The sequence below is a fragment of the Brevibacillus ginsengisoli genome, from assembly GCF_050113715.1.
Taxonomy (GTDB): domain Bacteria; phylum Bacillota; class Bacilli; order Brevibacillales; family Brevibacillaceae; genus Brevibacillus_H; species Brevibacillus_H ginsengisoli.
Genome location: NZ_JBNJQR010000004.1, coordinates 1 through 16,764 on the forward strand (window position 1 = coordinate 1; position 16,764 = coordinate 16,764).

14 protein-coding genes and 1 rRNA gene are annotated in these 16,764 nt (G+C 46.6%); all 15 read right to left on the reverse strand.

Annotation, left to right across the window (positions count from 1 at the left end):
- A 16S ribosomal RNA gene (locus tag ACQCN2_RS09510) occupies positions 1 to 87 on the reverse strand; the annotation flags it as partial.
- Positions 88 to 492: 405 nt separating this feature from the next.
- On the reverse strand, positions 493 to 756 hold the full coding sequence (locus ACQCN2_RS09515) for an HPr family phosphocarrier protein (RefSeq protein ID WP_426928672.1): 264 nt from the start codon (positions 754 to 756) through the stop codon (positions 493 to 495).
- 11 nt (positions 757 to 767) lie between these two features.
- The gene (gene dhaM, locus ACQCN2_RS09520) at positions 768 to 1,160 is read right to left on the reverse strand and encodes a dihydroxyacetone kinase phosphoryl donor subunit DhaM (protein ID WP_426928673.1); all 393 of its coding nucleotides are present in this window, start codon (positions 1,158 to 1,160) and stop codon (positions 768 to 770) included.
- Complete coding sequence (gene dhaL, locus ACQCN2_RS09525; RefSeq protein ID WP_426928674.1) at positions 1,157 to 1,789, reverse strand: dihydroxyacetone kinase subunit DhaL; 633 nt, start codon at positions 1,787 to 1,789, stop codon at positions 1,157 to 1,159. Before dhaL ends, dhaM begins: the two co-directional genes overlap by 4 nt.
- Before the next feature lie 13 nt (positions 1,790 to 1,802).
- Complete coding sequence (gene dhaK, locus ACQCN2_RS09530; RefSeq protein ID WP_426928675.1) at positions 1,803 to 2,801, reverse strand: dihydroxyacetone kinase subunit DhaK; 999 nt, start codon at positions 2,799 to 2,801, stop codon at positions 1,803 to 1,805.
- A gap of 127 nt (positions 2,802 to 2,928) precedes the next feature.
- Positions 2,929 to 4,980 (reverse strand): sigma 54-interacting transcriptional regulator, encoded by a 2,052-nt coding sequence (locus ACQCN2_RS09535; RefSeq protein ID WP_426928676.1) that lies wholly within the window; start codon positions 4,978 to 4,980, stop codon positions 2,929 to 2,931.
- Positions 4,981 to 5,215: 235 nt separating this feature from the next.
- Positions 5,216 to 5,878 (reverse strand): bifunctional phosphoribosyl-AMP cyclohydrolase/phosphoribosyl-ATP diphosphatase HisIE, encoded by a 663-nt coding sequence (gene hisIE, locus ACQCN2_RS09540; protein WP_426928677.1) that lies wholly within the window; start codon positions 5,876 to 5,878, stop codon positions 5,216 to 5,218.
- Positions 5,875 to 6,633, reverse strand: a complete 759-nt coding sequence (hisF, locus tag ACQCN2_RS09545) for an imidazole glycerol phosphate synthase subunit HisF (protein ID WP_426928678.1) — start codon at positions 6,631 to 6,633, stop codon at positions 5,875 to 5,877. Before hisF ends, hisIE begins: the two co-directional genes overlap by 4 nt.
- Position 6,634: 1 nt before the next feature.
- On the reverse strand, positions 6,635 to 7,372 hold the full coding sequence (gene hisA, locus ACQCN2_RS09550; protein ID WP_426928679.1) for a 1-(5-phosphoribosyl)-5-[(5-phosphoribosylamino)methylideneamino]imidazole-4-carboxamide isomerase: 738 nt from the start codon (positions 7,370 to 7,372) through the stop codon (positions 6,635 to 6,637).
- A complete protein-coding gene (hisH, locus tag ACQCN2_RS09555) occupies positions 7,369 to 7,989 on the reverse strand; it encodes an imidazole glycerol phosphate synthase subunit HisH (RefSeq protein ID WP_426928680.1) in 621 nt (206 codons plus the stop codon). The genes hisA and hisH overlap by 4 nt, the downstream gene beginning before the upstream one ends.
- A complete protein-coding gene (gene hisB, locus ACQCN2_RS09560) occupies positions 7,990 to 8,592 on the reverse strand; it encodes an imidazoleglycerol-phosphate dehydratase HisB (protein WP_426928681.1) in 603 nt (200 codons plus the stop codon).
- Between the two features lie 27 nt (positions 8,593 to 8,619).
- Positions 8,620 to 9,888, reverse strand: coding sequence for a histidinol dehydrogenase (hisD, locus tag ACQCN2_RS09565; protein ID WP_426929040.1), 1,269 nt, complete (start codon positions 9,886 to 9,888; stop codon positions 8,620 to 8,622).
- A gap of 25 nt (positions 9,889 to 9,913) precedes the next feature.
- Positions 9,914 to 10,567 (reverse strand): ATP phosphoribosyltransferase, encoded by a 654-nt coding sequence (hisG, locus tag ACQCN2_RS09570; protein WP_426928682.1) that lies wholly within the window; start codon positions 10,565 to 10,567, stop codon positions 9,914 to 9,916.
- 1 nt (position 10,568) lies between these two features.
- Positions 10,569 to 11,744: an ATP phosphoribosyltransferase regulatory subunit gene (locus ACQCN2_RS09575; protein WP_426928683.1), complete on the reverse strand. Its 1,176-nt coding sequence runs from the start codon at positions 11,742 to 11,744 to the stop codon at positions 10,569 to 10,571.
- 145 nt (positions 11,745 to 11,889) lie between these two features.
- On the reverse strand, positions 11,890 to 16,545 hold the full coding sequence (locus tag ACQCN2_RS09580) for an Ig-like domain-containing domain (protein WP_426928684.1): 4,656 nt from the start codon (positions 16,543 to 16,545) through the stop codon (positions 11,890 to 11,892).
- Between the last annotated feature and the right edge of the window lie 219 nt (positions 16,546 to 16,764).

A 16,764-nucleotide genomic window follows, 5' to 3' on the forward strand; every position in this document is an offset into this window, starting at 1 on the left:
GCTAGGGTCCGAAGACCCTCGCTCGACTTGCATGTATTAGGCACGCCGCCAGCGTTCGTCCTGAGCCAGGATCAAACTCTCCAATAAAGTTGAGTTGATACTAAACTTCAAAACATTTTGCTTGGCTAGTGTTTGTTTCACTAAACGTTTATTGTTCAGTTTTCAAAGAGCATTTTGTCGAACGCTGTCTATCTTAGCACGTTCATTCTATCAAAGTCAAGCGTTTTTTTACGATAAGTTGTTTATTAATCACTTAACTTTTTTTGTTTCAACCGCTTGTCTCAGCGGCGACTTTAATAATCTATCACATTAATCTCTCGAGAGTCAATAGAAAACTAAAAATAAATTAATTGATTCATAAATAAGGGCTCTCACCTAAATGAGAACCCTTTTGCAAGTAACAAAACCAGACTTTTATCACTTATTCGTTACTTAACCTAATTCTTATCTTGCTTCAATTACTATTCAATGAAGAAAATAAAGCTTAAACCATTACTCTGCGTTCTCGCAAAGGATTTCCTCCAAACTGGACAAGGCTTCCTCGGCATCAGCACCGTCTATCACTACTGTTAGTGCCTCCCCCTGTTTTACGGCAAGACTCATCAATTGGATAATGCTCTTCGCATTAATAATTCTGCTGTTATATTTCACTTCTACCGAACTCTCAAACCCTTTCATCCGCTTGACAATTTCACTCGCTGGACGGGCATGGATTCCGTCTGGACGTTTGACAATCAATTCCTTTTCGATTCTCATGGGGGACTCCTCTATAAGATTTTCTGAATGGTCTTAGCCTCTTGCGCTGCTTGAAGGACTTCTTCCAATGAGCTTCCACAGCCTGATTCCACGATTGCCGCATAAGCTCCTTCCACTAGTGGAGCATCTGCAATGGCAACCTTATTTTTGCCCTCCAGCCATTCAATGGCGATTTCAGTATTAATCAAGGCACTGCCTAGATCGAAGAAGATAACAACTCCATGATCCGAATAGACAGATTCGATCGCATTTTTGATTTTCTCCGAACTCGTGCCGATCTCACCTTCTTCCGTGCCCCCGGCGATAGCAACCGGAACGTGTGGTTGAACCTGCTTGAGGATTTCTTGCAGTCCTTGGGTAAGCTCCTTGCTGTGTGAGACGAGTACCAGACCTACGCAGCTCATGGTTTTACCTCTCCTTTCTCAAGTGTCATGCATAACGTTGCGAATAAATAGTAGGAAGACACGGACCCAGGATCCAGATGCCCGATTGAACGACTGCCGAGAAAGGAAGCACGCCCCTTTTTGGCTTCCAGCGATTTCGTTTTTTCCATTTGCTCGTGAGACAATTCCTTTACGTGATCCCAGAGGGTTTCGTTTCCTTGCTCTGCGATATAGGATACGACCGGCTCCCATACATCAAGCATGGTTTTTTCGCCGATTTGCGCTTTTCCTCTTAACTTGATACCGCCTACAGCCTCCTGCAGCGCTTGTGAAAAATCCTCAATCGTCATTTCCTGCTTCCCTTTCAGCGACCCGGCCGCTTTAATGAAAGCTGTGCCGAAGAGCGGTCCAGAAGCTCCCCCCACTTTGGAAAGCAAGGTCATTCCGACATCCTGGAATACCGCTCCGATATCCTGATAGCTTGTCGCTGACATTTTTTTCAGCACTTCCGCAAATCCCCGAGACATATTGACTCCATGATCACCATCGCCAATTGCCTGATCCAATTGCGTCAAGTATTCTTTATTCTCTTGAATCAAATCATTTGCACGACGAATCCACTCCACTACATCTTCCAACCGAATGGTCACCCGAAACTCCTCCTTATCCTCTTTTCCAGCCCAATGTTTCAGCAGGAGCATCCAGCAATTCAATCAATTGATCGTCCAATTTCAACAGAGAAACGGAACATCCTGCCATCTCCAGCGATGTCATGTATTCGCCTACAAAGGTCTCATGGACAGAAATATCCAGATCCCGCAACATTTCAGAAACCTTCTTGTTCAAAATGTACAGCTCCATCAGTGGAGTAGAGCCAAGACCGTTAATCATTACGGCAACTCGATCCCCCGATGCCAGCTTCATATCTTCCAATATGTTATTTACCAATATTTCTGCCACTTCATCGGCCGTTGCGATATCGGTTTGGCGAATACCAGGCTCCCCGTGAATTCCCATACCAATTTCCATCCGGTTTTCCCCGATTTCAAACCCCGGCTTCCCGACGGCTGGAATGGTGCAAGAGCTGAGGGACATTCCCATGCTTCGCACATTATCAATTACTTTTTCTGCAGTCTGTTTGACCTCTTCCAGCGACGCTCCCTTTTCGGCAAGCGCCCCGGCAATCTTATGAACGAATACAGTTCCGGCGATTCCTCGTCTTCCGGTTGTATAGGTGCTGTTTTCTACTGCCACATCATCGTTTACAACGACTTTCGCTACCTTGATTTCTTCCATTTCTGCCAACTCAGCAGCCATCTCAAAGTTCATGATGTCACCGGAGTAGTTTTTGATGATCAGGAGGACCCCTTCACCGCTGTCGACCGCTTTAATTCCCTCCAGAATCTGATCAGGAGTTGGAGAAGTAAATACTTCGCCAGCAACTGCTCCATCCAGCATTCCTTTTCCAACGAAACCGGCATGAGCAGGTTCATGACCGCTTCCGCCTCCACTAACCAAAGCCACTTTCCCCTTCACAGGTGCATCGGCACGAACCAGCACAGTGGTGTCAGGCACGTTTTTGAGCAATTTGGGATGGGCTTGTACCATGCCGTCAAGCATGTCTCGCACAACCATATCAGGACGATTGATTAATTTTTTCATTGGGAAAGCCTCCTCAACCAAATGTATTCGCTTACATGATTATGTAGGAGCAAGTTCCATGCCAATTTCAATTCCGCCTATTTATCAGCTTTTCGGCTCGTAACGCATGTCAGTTGGGTAAAAAATATCAATTACCTTGATACTTTTTACCAACGAAGGATTCAAGGCCGTATTTCCTCACTTTGCTGGCGACCGTCTTATGGGTTAATCCTAACGCTTTTCCTACCATATTAAAGCTGGGGTAATATTGAATCGCGTGTTTGATGACCTCTTTTTCATACTCCTCCATCGACAGAACTTCTCCTTCTCGCAAAAGCTGCTTGGACTCGATTCCCGTTGAACCGCCAGAAACCGATGAATTCCTGATATATTCAGGTAAGTCGTGAAGGAACAGAGTCTCCCCTTCGCTAAGGTTGATCACTCGTTCCATCATATTTTGGAACTCTCGAATATTTCCGGGCCAGCGATATTCCATTAACACATCCATGAATCCGTTTTCAAAGTGCTTGATATTTTTTCCCATGCGTTGGTTGAACTGGACCCGAAAATAATCAAACAGAACGGGAATATCCGCCTTACGCTTGCGAAGAGGAGGAAGATGCACCGGAATGACATTGAGCCGATAGAACAAATCTTCTCGAAAACGCCCGTCCTCGACCATTTTTTTCAGATCCTGATGAGTTGCCGCTACGACTCGGACATCGAGCCTGATGGTATCACTGCCGCCAATCCTCTCCAGTTCCTTCTCCTGCAGGACACGCAATATTTTGGCTTGCAAATCGAAACTTAGGTCCCCAATCTCATCTAAAAAAACCGTTCCTGTATGGGCCAGCTCAAATTTTCCCCTGCGCAGCTGATTAGCGCCGGTAAACGCTCCCTTCTCATGGCCAAACAACTCACTTTCCATCAAGCTGGCTGGGATTGCGGCACAATTGACCCTGATAAACGGTCTGCCTTTCCTGCCACTGGCTTCATGGATCGCTTTGGCTACAAGCTCTTTTCCCGTCCCGCTTTCTCCCGTAATTAAAACAGTTGAACCGGTGTTGGCTACCTTATTCGCCATCAATAAGCTGTCCATCAACGCTTCGCTATTCCCGATAATCGGAGAAAAAGCTTCATTGAGAACCTCATGCTTGGACAACTCCCGCTCCAAATATCTCGTGCGTTCTTCGGCAATTTCTAACTGCTGCAACAGCGACTTTACCTCGTTCAAGGGGCTCATCGCTAAAACGGTTCCGCAGAACTCTCCTTCGATGATGATCGGATTCAACTTGGCGATATACGGATATCCTTTCTCGAAACGGATCAATTCGCTTACCATTTGGCCCGACTTCCGGACCTTCTCCCAAATCTCTCTGCCTACCAGTGATGACACCGAATTCTTTTTAGGTAACTGGTTTAGCAAATGGTCCATTTTGGGATTCACATAGAGAATGCGGCCATTCTTGTCAGACTGGGCGATCAGATCTTCCACGGAATGAAGAACAAGATCAAGCTGCTCTTTCAGAGACTTCACTTCTTTTAATTCCCTGCTGAGCTCTTCATTAAGGGAAATGTCCTGAAACAAGGCCACCGCTCCGACTATTTTGTGATCGTAGATAATTGGAGAACGACTGGTCAGAATCATGCGGCTTCCAATTTTTTGTCGTCGCGCAATTTCGCTTTCTCCGCTTTCCAGCACTTGGTGCAGCCTGGAATGAGGGATCACCAAATCCGCCCGTTTATTCAACAATTGATCATCGGCAAGTTCTAATAGCATCATCGCTTCTTCATTTGCGTACGTAATGATGTTCTCTTTATTGACGACCACAATGCCATTCGGAAGGCTGGATAAGACCGCCTCAACAGCGACTGAGTTCTCCATCAAAAGCCAATCGGTCTGGGATTGGTGCGGAGTTTCGTTAGGATCACCATTTTCAATAAACTGTTTGATTTCCGCTAGAACACCAGGTTCCACATCCTCCTCAAATCTTAGCGTGATTTTCTCGCCTTTTTGTATCTTCAAGGAGACAAGGATGAGCAGGCTGGTTATCGGAATTTTTTTGTCATGAAAATCGACGTAAATCTTTTTCAACATCTCGGTATTCTGAATTAACGATTGCAACTTGGCGATGAGCGCTGCAGCTAATCGGACATGTAATCCATTTGTTTTGTTGATGGTCACTTCTAATTTCTGCATGGTTCCCCTCCTTGATCTGGCAAACTCTTAATACCCCTAACGTTGGAGGAAAAAGAAGCAATCCGCCCTAACCATTCTATTATGCAAGATTCATGCTATTCCCCAAAACAGCGATTCGCACATCAGTTCTTACAATTTTGTGAGGCTCACAGTTGAAAATAGTAGACAACAAAAAAGAGCGGTTATCCGCTCCATGAAATCACACGATCATTCAGCTTGTTCTTCTGTATTTAATTTATCTTCTTTTTTGCAGCTCGGCTAAAACATGGTCGAATGGAAGCTTCTGTTCCCGCAATAGAACAAGCAAATGATAGAGCAGGTCAGCCGCTTCATAGCGGAGCTCCTCATGACTTCTATTCTTGGCGGCAATAATGACTTCCGCGGCCTCTTCGCCTACTTTTTTGAGAATCTTATCAATTCCTTTATCAAACAAGTAGGTGGTATAGGAGCCTTCTGGCATTTCCGCTTCTCGCTTGGCAATTAATGATTCGAGATCACTTAAGATAGCAAATCGATTGGATGGATCCACTTGGTGAGAAGAATCCTCAACGGCAGAAGATTCCGTTTCTAGACCAAATTCTTTCGTAAAACAAGAATACGTTCCGTTATGGCAAGCAGGACCCGCCGGAATGACTTGTACAACCAAAGCGTCGCCATCACAGTCGTATTGGATGGATTTGACCCGCTGTATATTGCCAGAGGTTGCTCCTTTATGCCACAGTTCCTGGCGAGATCGACTCCAGAACCAGGTTTCTTCTGTCTCTATCGTTTTCTCCAGCGATTCCTTGTTCATATAAGCGAGAGTCAGCACTTCTTTACTAGCCCAATCCTGCACAATAGCCGGAATCAGACCATTCTTTGAAAATTTGAGATCATCCCACGGAATCAAGTTTTTCATGGCCGAACCAGCACTCCCTCTTGAATTAAGAACTTTTTAACCGACTGAATGGATGTTTCATCATAATGAAAAATAGAAGCTGCCAAAGCGGCATCCGCTTTTCCTTCTGTCAGAACCTCGGCAAAATGCTCCGCAGCTCCCGCCCCGCCGGATGCGATAACAGGAATTCTGACCGCTTCCGAGACAAGACGAGTAAGCTCGATTCCAAAGCCTTTTTTCTCTCCATCGTCATCCATACTGGTAAGCAGCAACTCTCCCGCTCCCAACGCTTCCGCTTCACGGGCCCATTCGATCACGTCCCGTCCTGTTGCGTTTCGTCCGCCGTGGGTATACACTTCCCATTGCCCCTCAGCAACTCTTCTCGCATCAATAGCAACTACGATACACTGGGAGCCAAACACAGTTGCTCCTTCACGAATCAATTCTGGACGAAGGACTGCAGCAGTGTTCAGAGAGATTTTATCAGCGCCTGCTCTTAAGATTCGCTTCATATCCTCCACACTGTTGATCCCGCCGCCAACGGTAAACGGAATCGTAATATTGGCCGCCGTACGTTCTATGACATCAACCATCGTTTGTCGACCTTCATGAGAGGCCGAGATATCGAGAAAAACGAGTTCATCCGCACCCTCCTGGCTGTACTTGGTCGCTAGTTCTACCGGATCGCCGGCGTCGCGCAAGCCAAGAAATTGCACACCCTTTACAACCCGACCTTCTTTGACGTCCAAGCAGGGGATAATTCTTTTGGTGAGCATCTTATAGAACCTCCTCGACTTGCTTCAAGCTGGCTGCTAGATCAACCGCACCTGTATACAGCGCTTTCCCGACGATCGCTCCGCCGATTCCCTCGGAAGCGTAACGAGCAAGCGCGAGCAAATCATCCCCGACGCTGACACCACCTGAGGCAATTACCTGCTTGCCGGTTGCTCGGGCCAAGCCAACAATTTCGTCTACATTCGGTCCAGTCAACGTTCCATCTCTTGAGATATCTGTATAGATGAAGGTTTGGGCACCTAATTCCACTAATTCATTCGCCAGATCAACCGCCTGCACGTCTGTTGTCGTCAGCCATCCTCGAGTCGCAACATAGCCTCCGCGACAATCCAGCCCGATCGCTACTCTTTCTCCATATCGACTAAGAATCCGCTCGGTAAACGCTCGGTCTTCAATCGCCGCCGTTCCAAGGATGACGCGTTGCACACCACCGTCCAAATAAGCGACCACATCCGCCTCTGTACGAATTCCGCCCCCGATCTGTACGGGAACATTCACTTCACGAGCAATAGCCCGAATCAGCTCACCATTCACGGGCTTTCCTTCTTTGGCGCCATCCAGATCGACAAGGTGCAGCCAAGTCGCCCCTTTCAGTACCCATTCTTTTGCTATATCAACAGGTGAATCGCCGTACACGGTCTCCTGAGCGTAATCACCCTGAAAAAGGCGCACGCATTTACCACCACGAATGTCTATTGCCGGATAAATGGTAAAGCTCATTGGATTCCCCCCTCACATTGTTTGGCGAAATTCTGCAGCAGGCGCATTCCCGTATCCCCGCTTTTCTCCGGGTGGAATTGCATGCCGTAGATTTGGTCTCGTCCTACGATTGCTGTGACGTTGCCATAGTAATCGGTTGTCGCTAATAAATCAGTGGCATTCTTTACACGTACATGAAAGGAGTGGACAAAATAAACATAATCTTCCGTCGAAACACCTTCCAAGAGTGCGTGAGATGGCGCAGCAAGCTTCAATTGATTCCAGCCCATATGCGGGATTTTGTAATCTCCCTGAAAGCGAATCACTTCACCAGGCAGTAAATCCAGTCCTTGGTGACTACCATGTTCTTCACTTCGACTAAACAATAGCTGCATTCCTAAACAGATGCCGAGGATCGGTCGACCACTCGCTACATAGGTACGAATGCCTTCATCCAGCCCACGTTCACGAATGTTCGTCATAGCATCCCCGAAAGCTCCGACACCTGGCAGGATCAGCCCTTTGTATGTCTGCAATTGTTCCGGCACGGAAACAAATTCATAGGAATATCCCAGTCGTTCCAGGGCTTTTCCCAGGCTGTACAGGTTGCCCATGCCATAATCGATGACCCCAATCATCTACAACATTCCCTTCGTTGATGGTACTCCTTTTACTCGCGGATCAATGGATGTCGCTTCATCTAGCGCTCTGCCCAGCGCTTTGAAAATCGCTTCGATCATGTGATGCGTGTTCTGTCCATAGTGCAAAATGACGTGGAGGTTCATCCGCGCTTCCAGAGCAAGCTTCCACAGAAACTCGTGAACCAGTTCGGTCGGGAATTGCCCCACCTGATTGGAAGGATACGCGGCGCGATACTCCAAGTGAGGGCGGTTACTCAAATCGATGACGACCTGAGCAAGTGATTCATCCATCGGAACAAAGGCATTTCCGTAACGCTTGATGCCTTTTTTATCGCCCAGCGCTTCGCGAAGAGCATGCCCCAGACAGATCGCAATATCTTCAACTGTATGGTGGTAATCGATCTCAATATCTCCTTGAGCTTGCACACTCAGGTTAAAATGTCCGTGCTTGGTGAACAAATCAAGCATATGGCTGAGAAAAGGCACACCGGTGTCGAGTTGGCTGATTCCCTCGCCATCTACCGTGAATTCCAATTGAATATTGGTTTCGTTTGTTTTACGTTCAATCCGTGAAATGCGAGATTGCTGTTGCTGATCCATGGATGGTTTCACTCTCCTATCGCCTCTTTATTTATCATCAAGCCGCACCTGAATAGCTTTCGCATGCGCTTGAAGTCCCTCTTGATTAGCTAAACGAACGATTTGGTCTCCATTCGCCAAGAGGTCTTGCTTACTATAGGAAATAACACTCGATTTCTTGATAAAATCATCGACCGATAACGGTGAAGAAAAACGAGCTGTACCATTCGTTGGAAGCACATGATTGGGACCTGCAAAATAGTCGCCTACTGGCTCCGAGCTAAAGGCTCCCAGGAAAATCGCTCCGGCATTCTCCACTTTTCCCAGCTGTTCAAACGGATTCGATATCATTAACTCCAAATGCTCTGGCGCCAGGCGGTTCACTACCTCAAAGCCTTCCTCCAGATCACGCACGATACAAATTGCTCCATAATCCCGAATGGACGCCTCCGCAATTTCTCGGCGAGGAAGCTCTGCCAATTGACGCTCTACCTCTTGGGAAACTGCTTCGGCTAATTCCCGGGAAGGAGTAACTAATACGGCTGAAGCCATCGCATCATGCTCCGCTTGCGATAAAAGGTCTGCCGCGATATAACGAGGCTTTGCCGTATCATCGGCAAGGACAACAATCTCACTCGGACCTGCGACCATGTCGATATCCACCAGTCCATACACTTCTCGCTTGGCTAACGCTACATAGATGTTGCCCGGCCCGACAATTTTATCAACAGGCTCAATTGTATTGGTTCCGTAGGTAAGGGCAGCGATTGCTTGTGCTCCACCTACCTTGTACACTTCATCCACCCCAGCAATGCTCGCCGCAACCAAAATAGCCAGATTCAGCTTCCCATCTTCACCCGGAGGAGAGACGATGGCAATTTGCTTCACTCCTGCCACCCGAGCAGGAATTGCATTCATCAACACCGAGGAAGGATATGCTGCTGTGCCACCCGGAACATAAAGTCCCACACGTTTCAGCGGTCGAATGATTTGCCCGAGCAGTGTACCTGATTCTTTGGTGGTAAACCAGGATTGACGGACTTGACGCTCGTGGTAGTCACGAATGTTGGCGGCCGCTTCCTCTAACGCTTCTCGAACAACCGGATCAATCTTGGCCAATGCCTCTTCGAATTCTTCCTGACTTACGCGATAGTCTGGCAATGAGACCCGATCAAACTTCTCTGTATAGAATCGAACGGCAGCATCGCCCTCAGCTTTGACCTTTTGCAAAATGGATTTGACCGCTTCCTGCTGGGCTGTCGTCCCCGCTTCAATGCTTCGTCTGGTATCAAAGTTGCGTGCCTCTACGATTTTCATCATGTGTTTCGAACCTCTCCTTCCGTTACCTTTTCGCCTGATTGGGGATCACCTGCAAAAACTTGTTCGCAACATCATCAACCGCCTCACTCTTCATTCGGTAACTTGCCCGATTCGCGATTAAGCGAGTCGTAATTTCGCAAATATGCTCCAGTTCAACCAGACCATTCTCTCTGAGTGTTTGTCCGGTTGAGACGATATCCACAATTCGGTCAGCCAATCCAATCAAAGGGGCTAACTCTACCGAACCATTCAATTTGATGACTTCTACCTGTTGTCCCTGCTCTCTAAAGTAACGGGAAGCAATCCGAGGGTACTTGGTCGCCACACGCGGCGCTTCCTGCGGGCTCCAGTCCGGCATCCCCGCAACAGCCATCCGACAATATCCGATCTGTAAATCAAGAAGTTCGTATACATCCCGCTCTTCTTCCAGCAAAACATCCTTCCCAACTACTCCTACATCCGCCACTCCATATTCGACGTAGGTCGGTACATCTGTCGGCTTGGCTAAAATAAATTCGAGCTGGCTACCCTCTACCGGAATGATCAGCTTGCGTGAATCCTTGAGATCCGAAGTAACGGTAAGACCCGCCTGCTGAAGGAAAACAAGCGCCTCTTCAAAAATCCTTCCCTTGGGCATCGCAATCGTGAGCTTCTGCATATTCGTATCCCGTTGCATGCTAATTCCCCTCTTCTTCCAGCCAAATGACTTTGTAGTCTGGACGATCTCTCCATTGATCAAGCATGGAAACATCCTCCAAGAGATGAATCATCACCTGGTTACCCGATTCCCGCAGCCGAGTTGCCTCTGCAATCGCTTCTTCTCGTCTGGAACCGGAATAAAAAATAGCGGTACGAGCAGGCTGTTTCACCGGCTTTGCTGAAGTGACTTGCATCAGTCGATCCATTTTGATCGCAAAGCCGGTTGCGGCCGCCGGACGACCAAACTGCTCCAACAGGCGGTCATACCTTCCCCCGCCCACAAGAGGAGAGCCCAAGTCCGCGGCATACCCTTCAAACACGACCCCCGTGTAATAATCCAGATTGCTGATTAGATTAAAATCAAGCAGGACACACTCCGTTACTCCGTAGGACTCAAGAATTTCCCAAAGTGTCGCGATAGTTTGAATCGCTTTGCGCGCCTTTCCATTTACGGTCAATTCATAAGCTTCTGTAATTTTGGCCTTGCCTCCACGCAATCGGAGTAAAGCATGCAGCCGGTAGCGATCTTGCTCTGTTAATTGCAGGGTATCAATCAGCTGCCGATAACCTACATAATCTCGATCGTGCAAAAAGCGGCGAAATTGCGCATGCACATCCTGATCAGGAATAATCTCTTCCAGCAACCCGTCTACAAAATCGACATGACCCACAGCGATTTTAAAAGAGGAGACTCCTACCTGTTGCAAGCAAGAGATCGCTAGAGCAATCGCTTCCGCATCCGCATCAACGGAGACGTCACCGATCAGTTCAATGCCTGTTTGATGAAACTCCGCATTTCGGCCCGCTTCCTTCTCCTGTGCCCGAAAGACATTAGCCTGATAAAACAGTCGAATTGGATACGGCACTTCTTTATATAAAGACGAAACAACTCGAGCAATCGGTGTGGTTAAATCCGGTCGTAGCACCACCGTATGTCCTTGTTTGTCCAACAGCTTAAACATCCGATCCGTTAATGTTGCACTGGCAGCGCCAACCGTATCGTAGTATTCCAAGGATGGGGTCGAAATCTCGTCATACCCCCACTTTTCAATACAATTCCGCAAAATCAACTCCAGATGCCGTTGTTTGGCCAACGACTCAGGCAGGATATCCCGCATGCCCAGCGGTTTTTCAAATACCAACGGCTTTGTCATATGATTTCCTCCTGCGCTTTACTCTGCTAATAAACTAAAGCGTTTGATTAGTAAGAATGTAACACTAAATAAGTGCAAGGTCAACGGGTCTCTTCTAAAAAAACAGACGTCGGTTCTATCGACCCGACGTCTGTTAAGCGTTTCGCTATTTATTTGCAGTCTTGAATTTTGCCGCATAATTCTCATTCAGATTACCGGATACACCGCTTACCACTCCTGCTGGTAAGTAAATGTAATAGCTCTTATTTTTCTTCAAATTGAGCTTCGGATCCAGTGTAATTTTGCGAGTGGAGGCATTCCAGGTAACCTTGCTTGCTACGGTTTTGTTATCCTCGTCCACCAATTTTACCAGTGAGGCTACGTTGTCATTGGTTATATCCGTTCCGTCCGTTAGGGTAACCTTTTCACCAAACGTAATCTCGATATTTTGGCGAATATTGACGTTCTTGTCACCATCTTTTGGATTACTCTTGATCGTTGGTGGCGTTGTTTTCTGGCTCGTCGTAAACGTAACGTTTGTCCCCGCATTCGTTTTCTTCGAGCTTGTAAAGACAGAGTTTCCTTGAACAACCAGCGTGTAGGTGGCTCCTCTTTTTAATGGAGCCGCTGGTTTGATTTGTGCGGTTCTGTCTTTGTCACTCCATGTGAAAGTTACATTCACTGGCTTCCGATCTTCGTCATACAAACCAATAATCGTTCCAAGATTATAGTTTGTGATCTTGTCTTTATTCTTCAACGTGACAGAATCTCCAAAAGTAACCTTCAAAGTCTTATCCAACGGGACATTTTTCTCGCCATTGGCTGGTGTTGTTGTAACCTTTACCAAATTCCGGTCTCTGCTGGTGTAAAAATTCGATGTATAGGCTGGAACCGGGTTGTTTGACAAGTCGCGAACCAAACCAGCTGGCAGATAAATCGTATACGATTCATTCTTTTTCAAAGCATAAGTAGGTTTTAACGTCAGGATGGCATTCCCTTCATCCCATTCTGCCTGATAAGAAACCGCGTCTCCGCCGCTCTCCTTCAACTGTACCAGCGAACTAGCATTACTATTGGTCAATTTGCTTCCATTCGCCAACAGAATGGGTTCGCTAAACTGCAGGTAAATGTCGGTATCCAGCGGCACATCCTCTTCGCCATTCTCGGGTGAAGAATCTACAGTTGGTAAATCTCCCTCCTTCAGCGTTGTTGTAAAGGAGACGGAAAGCGCCGGGTTTTTGGCCCCTCCTCCGTTTTGAACGAGTCCAGCATCCATTTTGAGATCGTAACGGGTAGCCGAATCCAATTTGACCTTTGGTGATATGGTAATGGCTAGATTGTCGTCATCCCATGCGGCTGTAAATGGCACGTTCTTACCGCGGTCGTCCGTAAACTTCACCAATCTCCCCACGTTAGAATTAGTGAGAGGTGTTCCATTCGCCAAATATACGTAGTCACTAAACGAGATCAGGAATGAACGGTTAGTGGACACATTCGTTTGACCATTAGTAACATCAGCACTCACATAAAGCGTCCCGTAATAAACGGTATGGAAGCTAGCACTATAGCTGTAATTGCCGTTGCCAGCCATATCCTTAATCTTGTACGCGTCAATCACAATCCGGTAGTCTTCGTTGGAACGAAGAATCGGGGTAGGATCAATCGTAATGGTACGAGTGCTCGCATTATAGGTAGCCGTTGTAGGAACAACTTTTCCGCGACTATCTACGAGAGAAACAAACGTTCCTACATTTTGCGATGTCACTTCTGCTCCATTGTACAGGGTGAACGGTTCACTAACTGTGACACTCAAATTATCGGTAAGCGAGACATTTCTTGCTCCTGCAGACGGAATCGATGTAAAAGAAGGTGGTAGGGAATCCGCTTGCGTGTAGAAGTAAGAATATCCAGTCGCATTCAGCAGGTTCGAGTTATCTTTGACCAATCCCGGAAGTACCGTAACCGTATAGAGTCGGTTCGGTAATAGATCGGAAATCGGGTCAACTACGATTGATTGTGTTCCTGGCACCCATGTAGCTGTGAATGCCACGTTCGTATTCTGAACGTTGTCACGGATGGAGATATAGCTCGGGTAGCTGCTTGTCAGCAAGGTAACCGGCTTGGAAAAAGTAATCGTAATATTGGAATTCAACAGAACCCCAGAACTATTGTTGCTCGGATTGACAAAGACCGTCGGCTGATTGGTATCTGCTGCTGTCGTAAAGGTTACGGCAGCTGGAGTTACACTTCGACCGGCTGAATCCTGTACCAGCGAATTGATTGAGAGGGTATAGGATGTGTTGCCTTTCAAATTCTGCGTCGGATGAATCGTCAATTCTCTGGTTGTTGAATAATAGGTTGCTGTGAGTAAACTGACAATTGTTCCTGTACTGTTGTCTCGCAATGTAAATGTGTTTGGCGCATTGACAGATGTGATGGCACTTCCGCTGTAGTAGACGTTTTTGTTGAAGGTGATTCTCAAGTTGGCGTCTATCGGGAAGTTATTTTGAGCATTGTATGGATAATAGCTAGCAGTTGGGTTGCCAATATCCATTGCCGTAGTGAACGTAACAGCATCGGCTCCATTCACATTGTTCAAGCTATCTTGAACAGCAGAAGGTTGAAGCACCAATTCATATTTGAAGTTGCTGAGCAAGTCGACGGTTGGAGTGATGGACATTTTGCGTTGGACCGCGTCATAAGAAAGCGTAGTCGGCACTGCAACTTTATCCACGGAACGTCGCAGAATAAATTTGGTATTCGGGTTGGCTCCTTGCATAACCGTTCCGGTTGTTGCAGTGATGGACTTGTTGAACGTAATACTCAACACGGCATCCGGTGAAACATTTGTTGCGTTGTTCGCTGGATAGAAGGTTTGTGTAATGGCACGAGAGTCTGTTGCTGTTGTTGTAAAAGATAAAGTAGTCTGTCCATTTGGATTGCCGCTTGCGTCTTTTACCAATCCTGCTGGAACAGTTACTGTATAGCTGGTGTTCGGGTCCAAATCAACCGTTGGATCTAGTCGCATCTTTCGATTAGCAGTAGGCCAAGTCGTTGTATACGTGATATTGGCATTGGTGGCGTTGTTCTTCACCGTGACTACAACGTTGCTCTGCTGGGTGACATTCTTGTTAAAATCAATGTCGATGTTCGTGTCCAATGCCACGTTGGGTGACTGGGTAGACGAAGTTAGGCTAATGGTTGTCGTTGGTGGTACTGTGTCTGCTTTGGTTGTAAATGTGAAGGTTTGGCCTTGACCTCCAATCACATTCCCACCAATATCCTTCAACTGATTGGGTAATAACGTTAGGGTGTAGGTTGTATTTGGTGCCAAATCCTGTGTTGGATCAATCGTGATGGTTCGTGTTGCTGCATCATAGCTTGCTGTACTGGTTACAGTCTGATTGCTTCCATAGGTAAGCTTATAGGTCGACGCTAAAGAAGTTGGCGTCGGAACGTTTGCCCCTTCACCTGCTTGATACATTAACTCCTCAAAGGCAATGGTCAGGTTACTGGTTAGGTCGACTGGTATGGTGTTCGTAAGCTTTCCTAAGGGAGCTGTTTTGTCTTCTGCCGTTTGGAACGTGGCTATTGCCGCAGCAACCTTATTTCCATTAAAGTCTTGTACTAAGTCACCCACAACCGATATTTTGTAGTTCTGACCTGGGAAAAGCTCATTTTTTGGGGTAATGCTTATCGTATTTTTGTTAGAATCATAGTCTAACGATACTTGAACTTGCGAACCGCTACTATCTAGTAATTGAACTAACCCCAAGCTATTAATATTATTAGAAGATACTGGTGTCAGAGGATTCGGTTCTTTTACACAATAAATAGGTTCACTAAAACTAACGAAAAGTTTGCTTGTTCGATCAACTCCAGTCTTCATATTCGCTGGAGTAAAGGTTACATCAGGTGGAACTACATCTGATTTAGTAGTAAATCTTGAAGAAAATGCTTTGTTCAAATTTTTCGTAGCTGGATTGAGTAATTTCGCTTCTGGAAAATCTACTTGGTAAGTAGTTGAACCGGCTAGCGGAACCGTCGGTGTAAGAGTAATTTTACTGCCGTCACTACTTAATGTTGCTTGAAATGGTGTGTCTACTTTTTGTTGACTATCTGGATCTCTCGTAATTTTCATTTCTAATAAGCTTAAGCTTCCAGGTGTAATTGGATCGCTACTTGCAAGCTTAGCCGTATTAGGTATCGTCAATACCACATTGGTATTCAAATCAACATCTGTAGTATCCTTCGCCGGGGTACTTATATTTACCATATCCTCCTCGGCCACCACAGCCAAAGCCTGCTTCTTCTCCACACCCTTATCAGGCAAATCCACCACAATATCAAAACTAGCCTGATAGGATTCATCTTTTCCCTCAGGTGTCGCCGTGATGTGATATTTCACTGGAGTACCTGTCTCATTCCCTTCCAGCGTAACCGTTACAGGCTTTTGGGAAGTTTGCGATTCGATTTTTTCCTCCAGATGAGAAGGTTCGCCGTAAGGGGTGTCTTGAACCCAGTCGATTGAATAGGTGAACGCTCCTTCATGTTGTATGGTTACTTCCACGCTTTTAAGAGCGGTTGCTCCGTTGCGGTATTTCTTCGAAATTCGATCAACCGCAGCCACTTGGATGGTTGGTTTGGTGATCAACTGTTCTTGTGCCGCAGGAGCTTGTCCCTGTGGAGTTTGCTCCGCTTGCACCTGTACCGTTTGCGACTGTTGCGGCAATCCTTGTTCTTCAGCCCCCACTAAAGTTGGACAAGCTGCCGTGACCAGCAGAAGCAACGCCATTATGCTCTTGGCTGCCTTTTTAAACAAAATATCCTCTCTCCCTTCCCTCTGATGACTCAACACAAGTTCGTCAATCTTGGGATTTTTAATATTAATTGTAAAAAACAGTTTATACCCTATTATAAGGCAGATTATTCCAGAGCAACACCCCTGTCTACAAAATGTTACAAATCTCTCAAAATAGAAAAAACTTCGTCCCTCTATGCTCTGTTTAAGCTCGCGTGTAGCATCAGCTGTCCGCTCCGT

Coding starts and splice junctions, on each gene's coding strand:
- hisF (WP_426928678.1), bottom strand. CDS start 6,633: ATGCTCACCAAAAGAATTATCCCCTGCTTGGACGTCAAAGAAGGTCGG.
- hisB (WP_426928681.1), bottom strand. CDS start 8,592: ATGGATCAGCAACAGCAATCTCGCATTTCACGGATTGAACGTAAAACA.
- hisD (WP_426929040.1), bottom strand. CDS start 9,888: ATGAAAATCGTAGAGGCACGCAACTTTGATACCAGACGAAGCATTGAA.
- hisH (WP_426928680.1), bottom strand. CDS start 7,989: ATGATTGGGGTCATCGATTATGGCATGGGCAACCTGTACAGCCTGGGA.
- ACQCN2_RS09535 (WP_426928676.1), bottom strand. CDS start 4,980: ATGCAGAAATTAGAAGTGACCATCAACAAAACAAATGGATTACATGTC.
- hisA (WP_426928679.1), bottom strand. CDS start 7,372: ATGAGCTTTACCATTTATCCGGCAATAGACATTCGTGGTGGTAAATGC.
- hisIE (WP_426928677.1), bottom strand. CDS start 5,878: ATGAAAAACTTGATTCCGTGGGATGATCTCAAATTTTCAAAGAATGGT.
- dhaM (WP_426928673.1), bottom strand. CDS start 1,160: ATGAGCTGCGTAGGTCTGGTACTCGTCTCACACAGCAAGGAGCTTACC.
- dhaK (WP_426928675.1), bottom strand. CDS start 2,801: ATGAAAAAATTAATCAATCGTCCTGATATGGTTGTGCGAGACATGCTT.
- hisG (WP_426928682.1), bottom strand. CDS start 10,567: ATGCAACGGGATACGAATATGCAGAAGCTCACGATTGCGATGCCCAAG.
- ACQCN2_RS09575 (WP_426928683.1), bottom strand. CDS start 11,744: ATGACAAAGCCGTTGGTATTTGAAAAACCGCTGGGCATGCGGGATATC.
- ACQCN2_RS09515 (WP_426928672.1), bottom strand. CDS start 756: ATGAGAATCGAAAAGGAATTGATTGTCAAACGTCCAGACGGAATCCAT.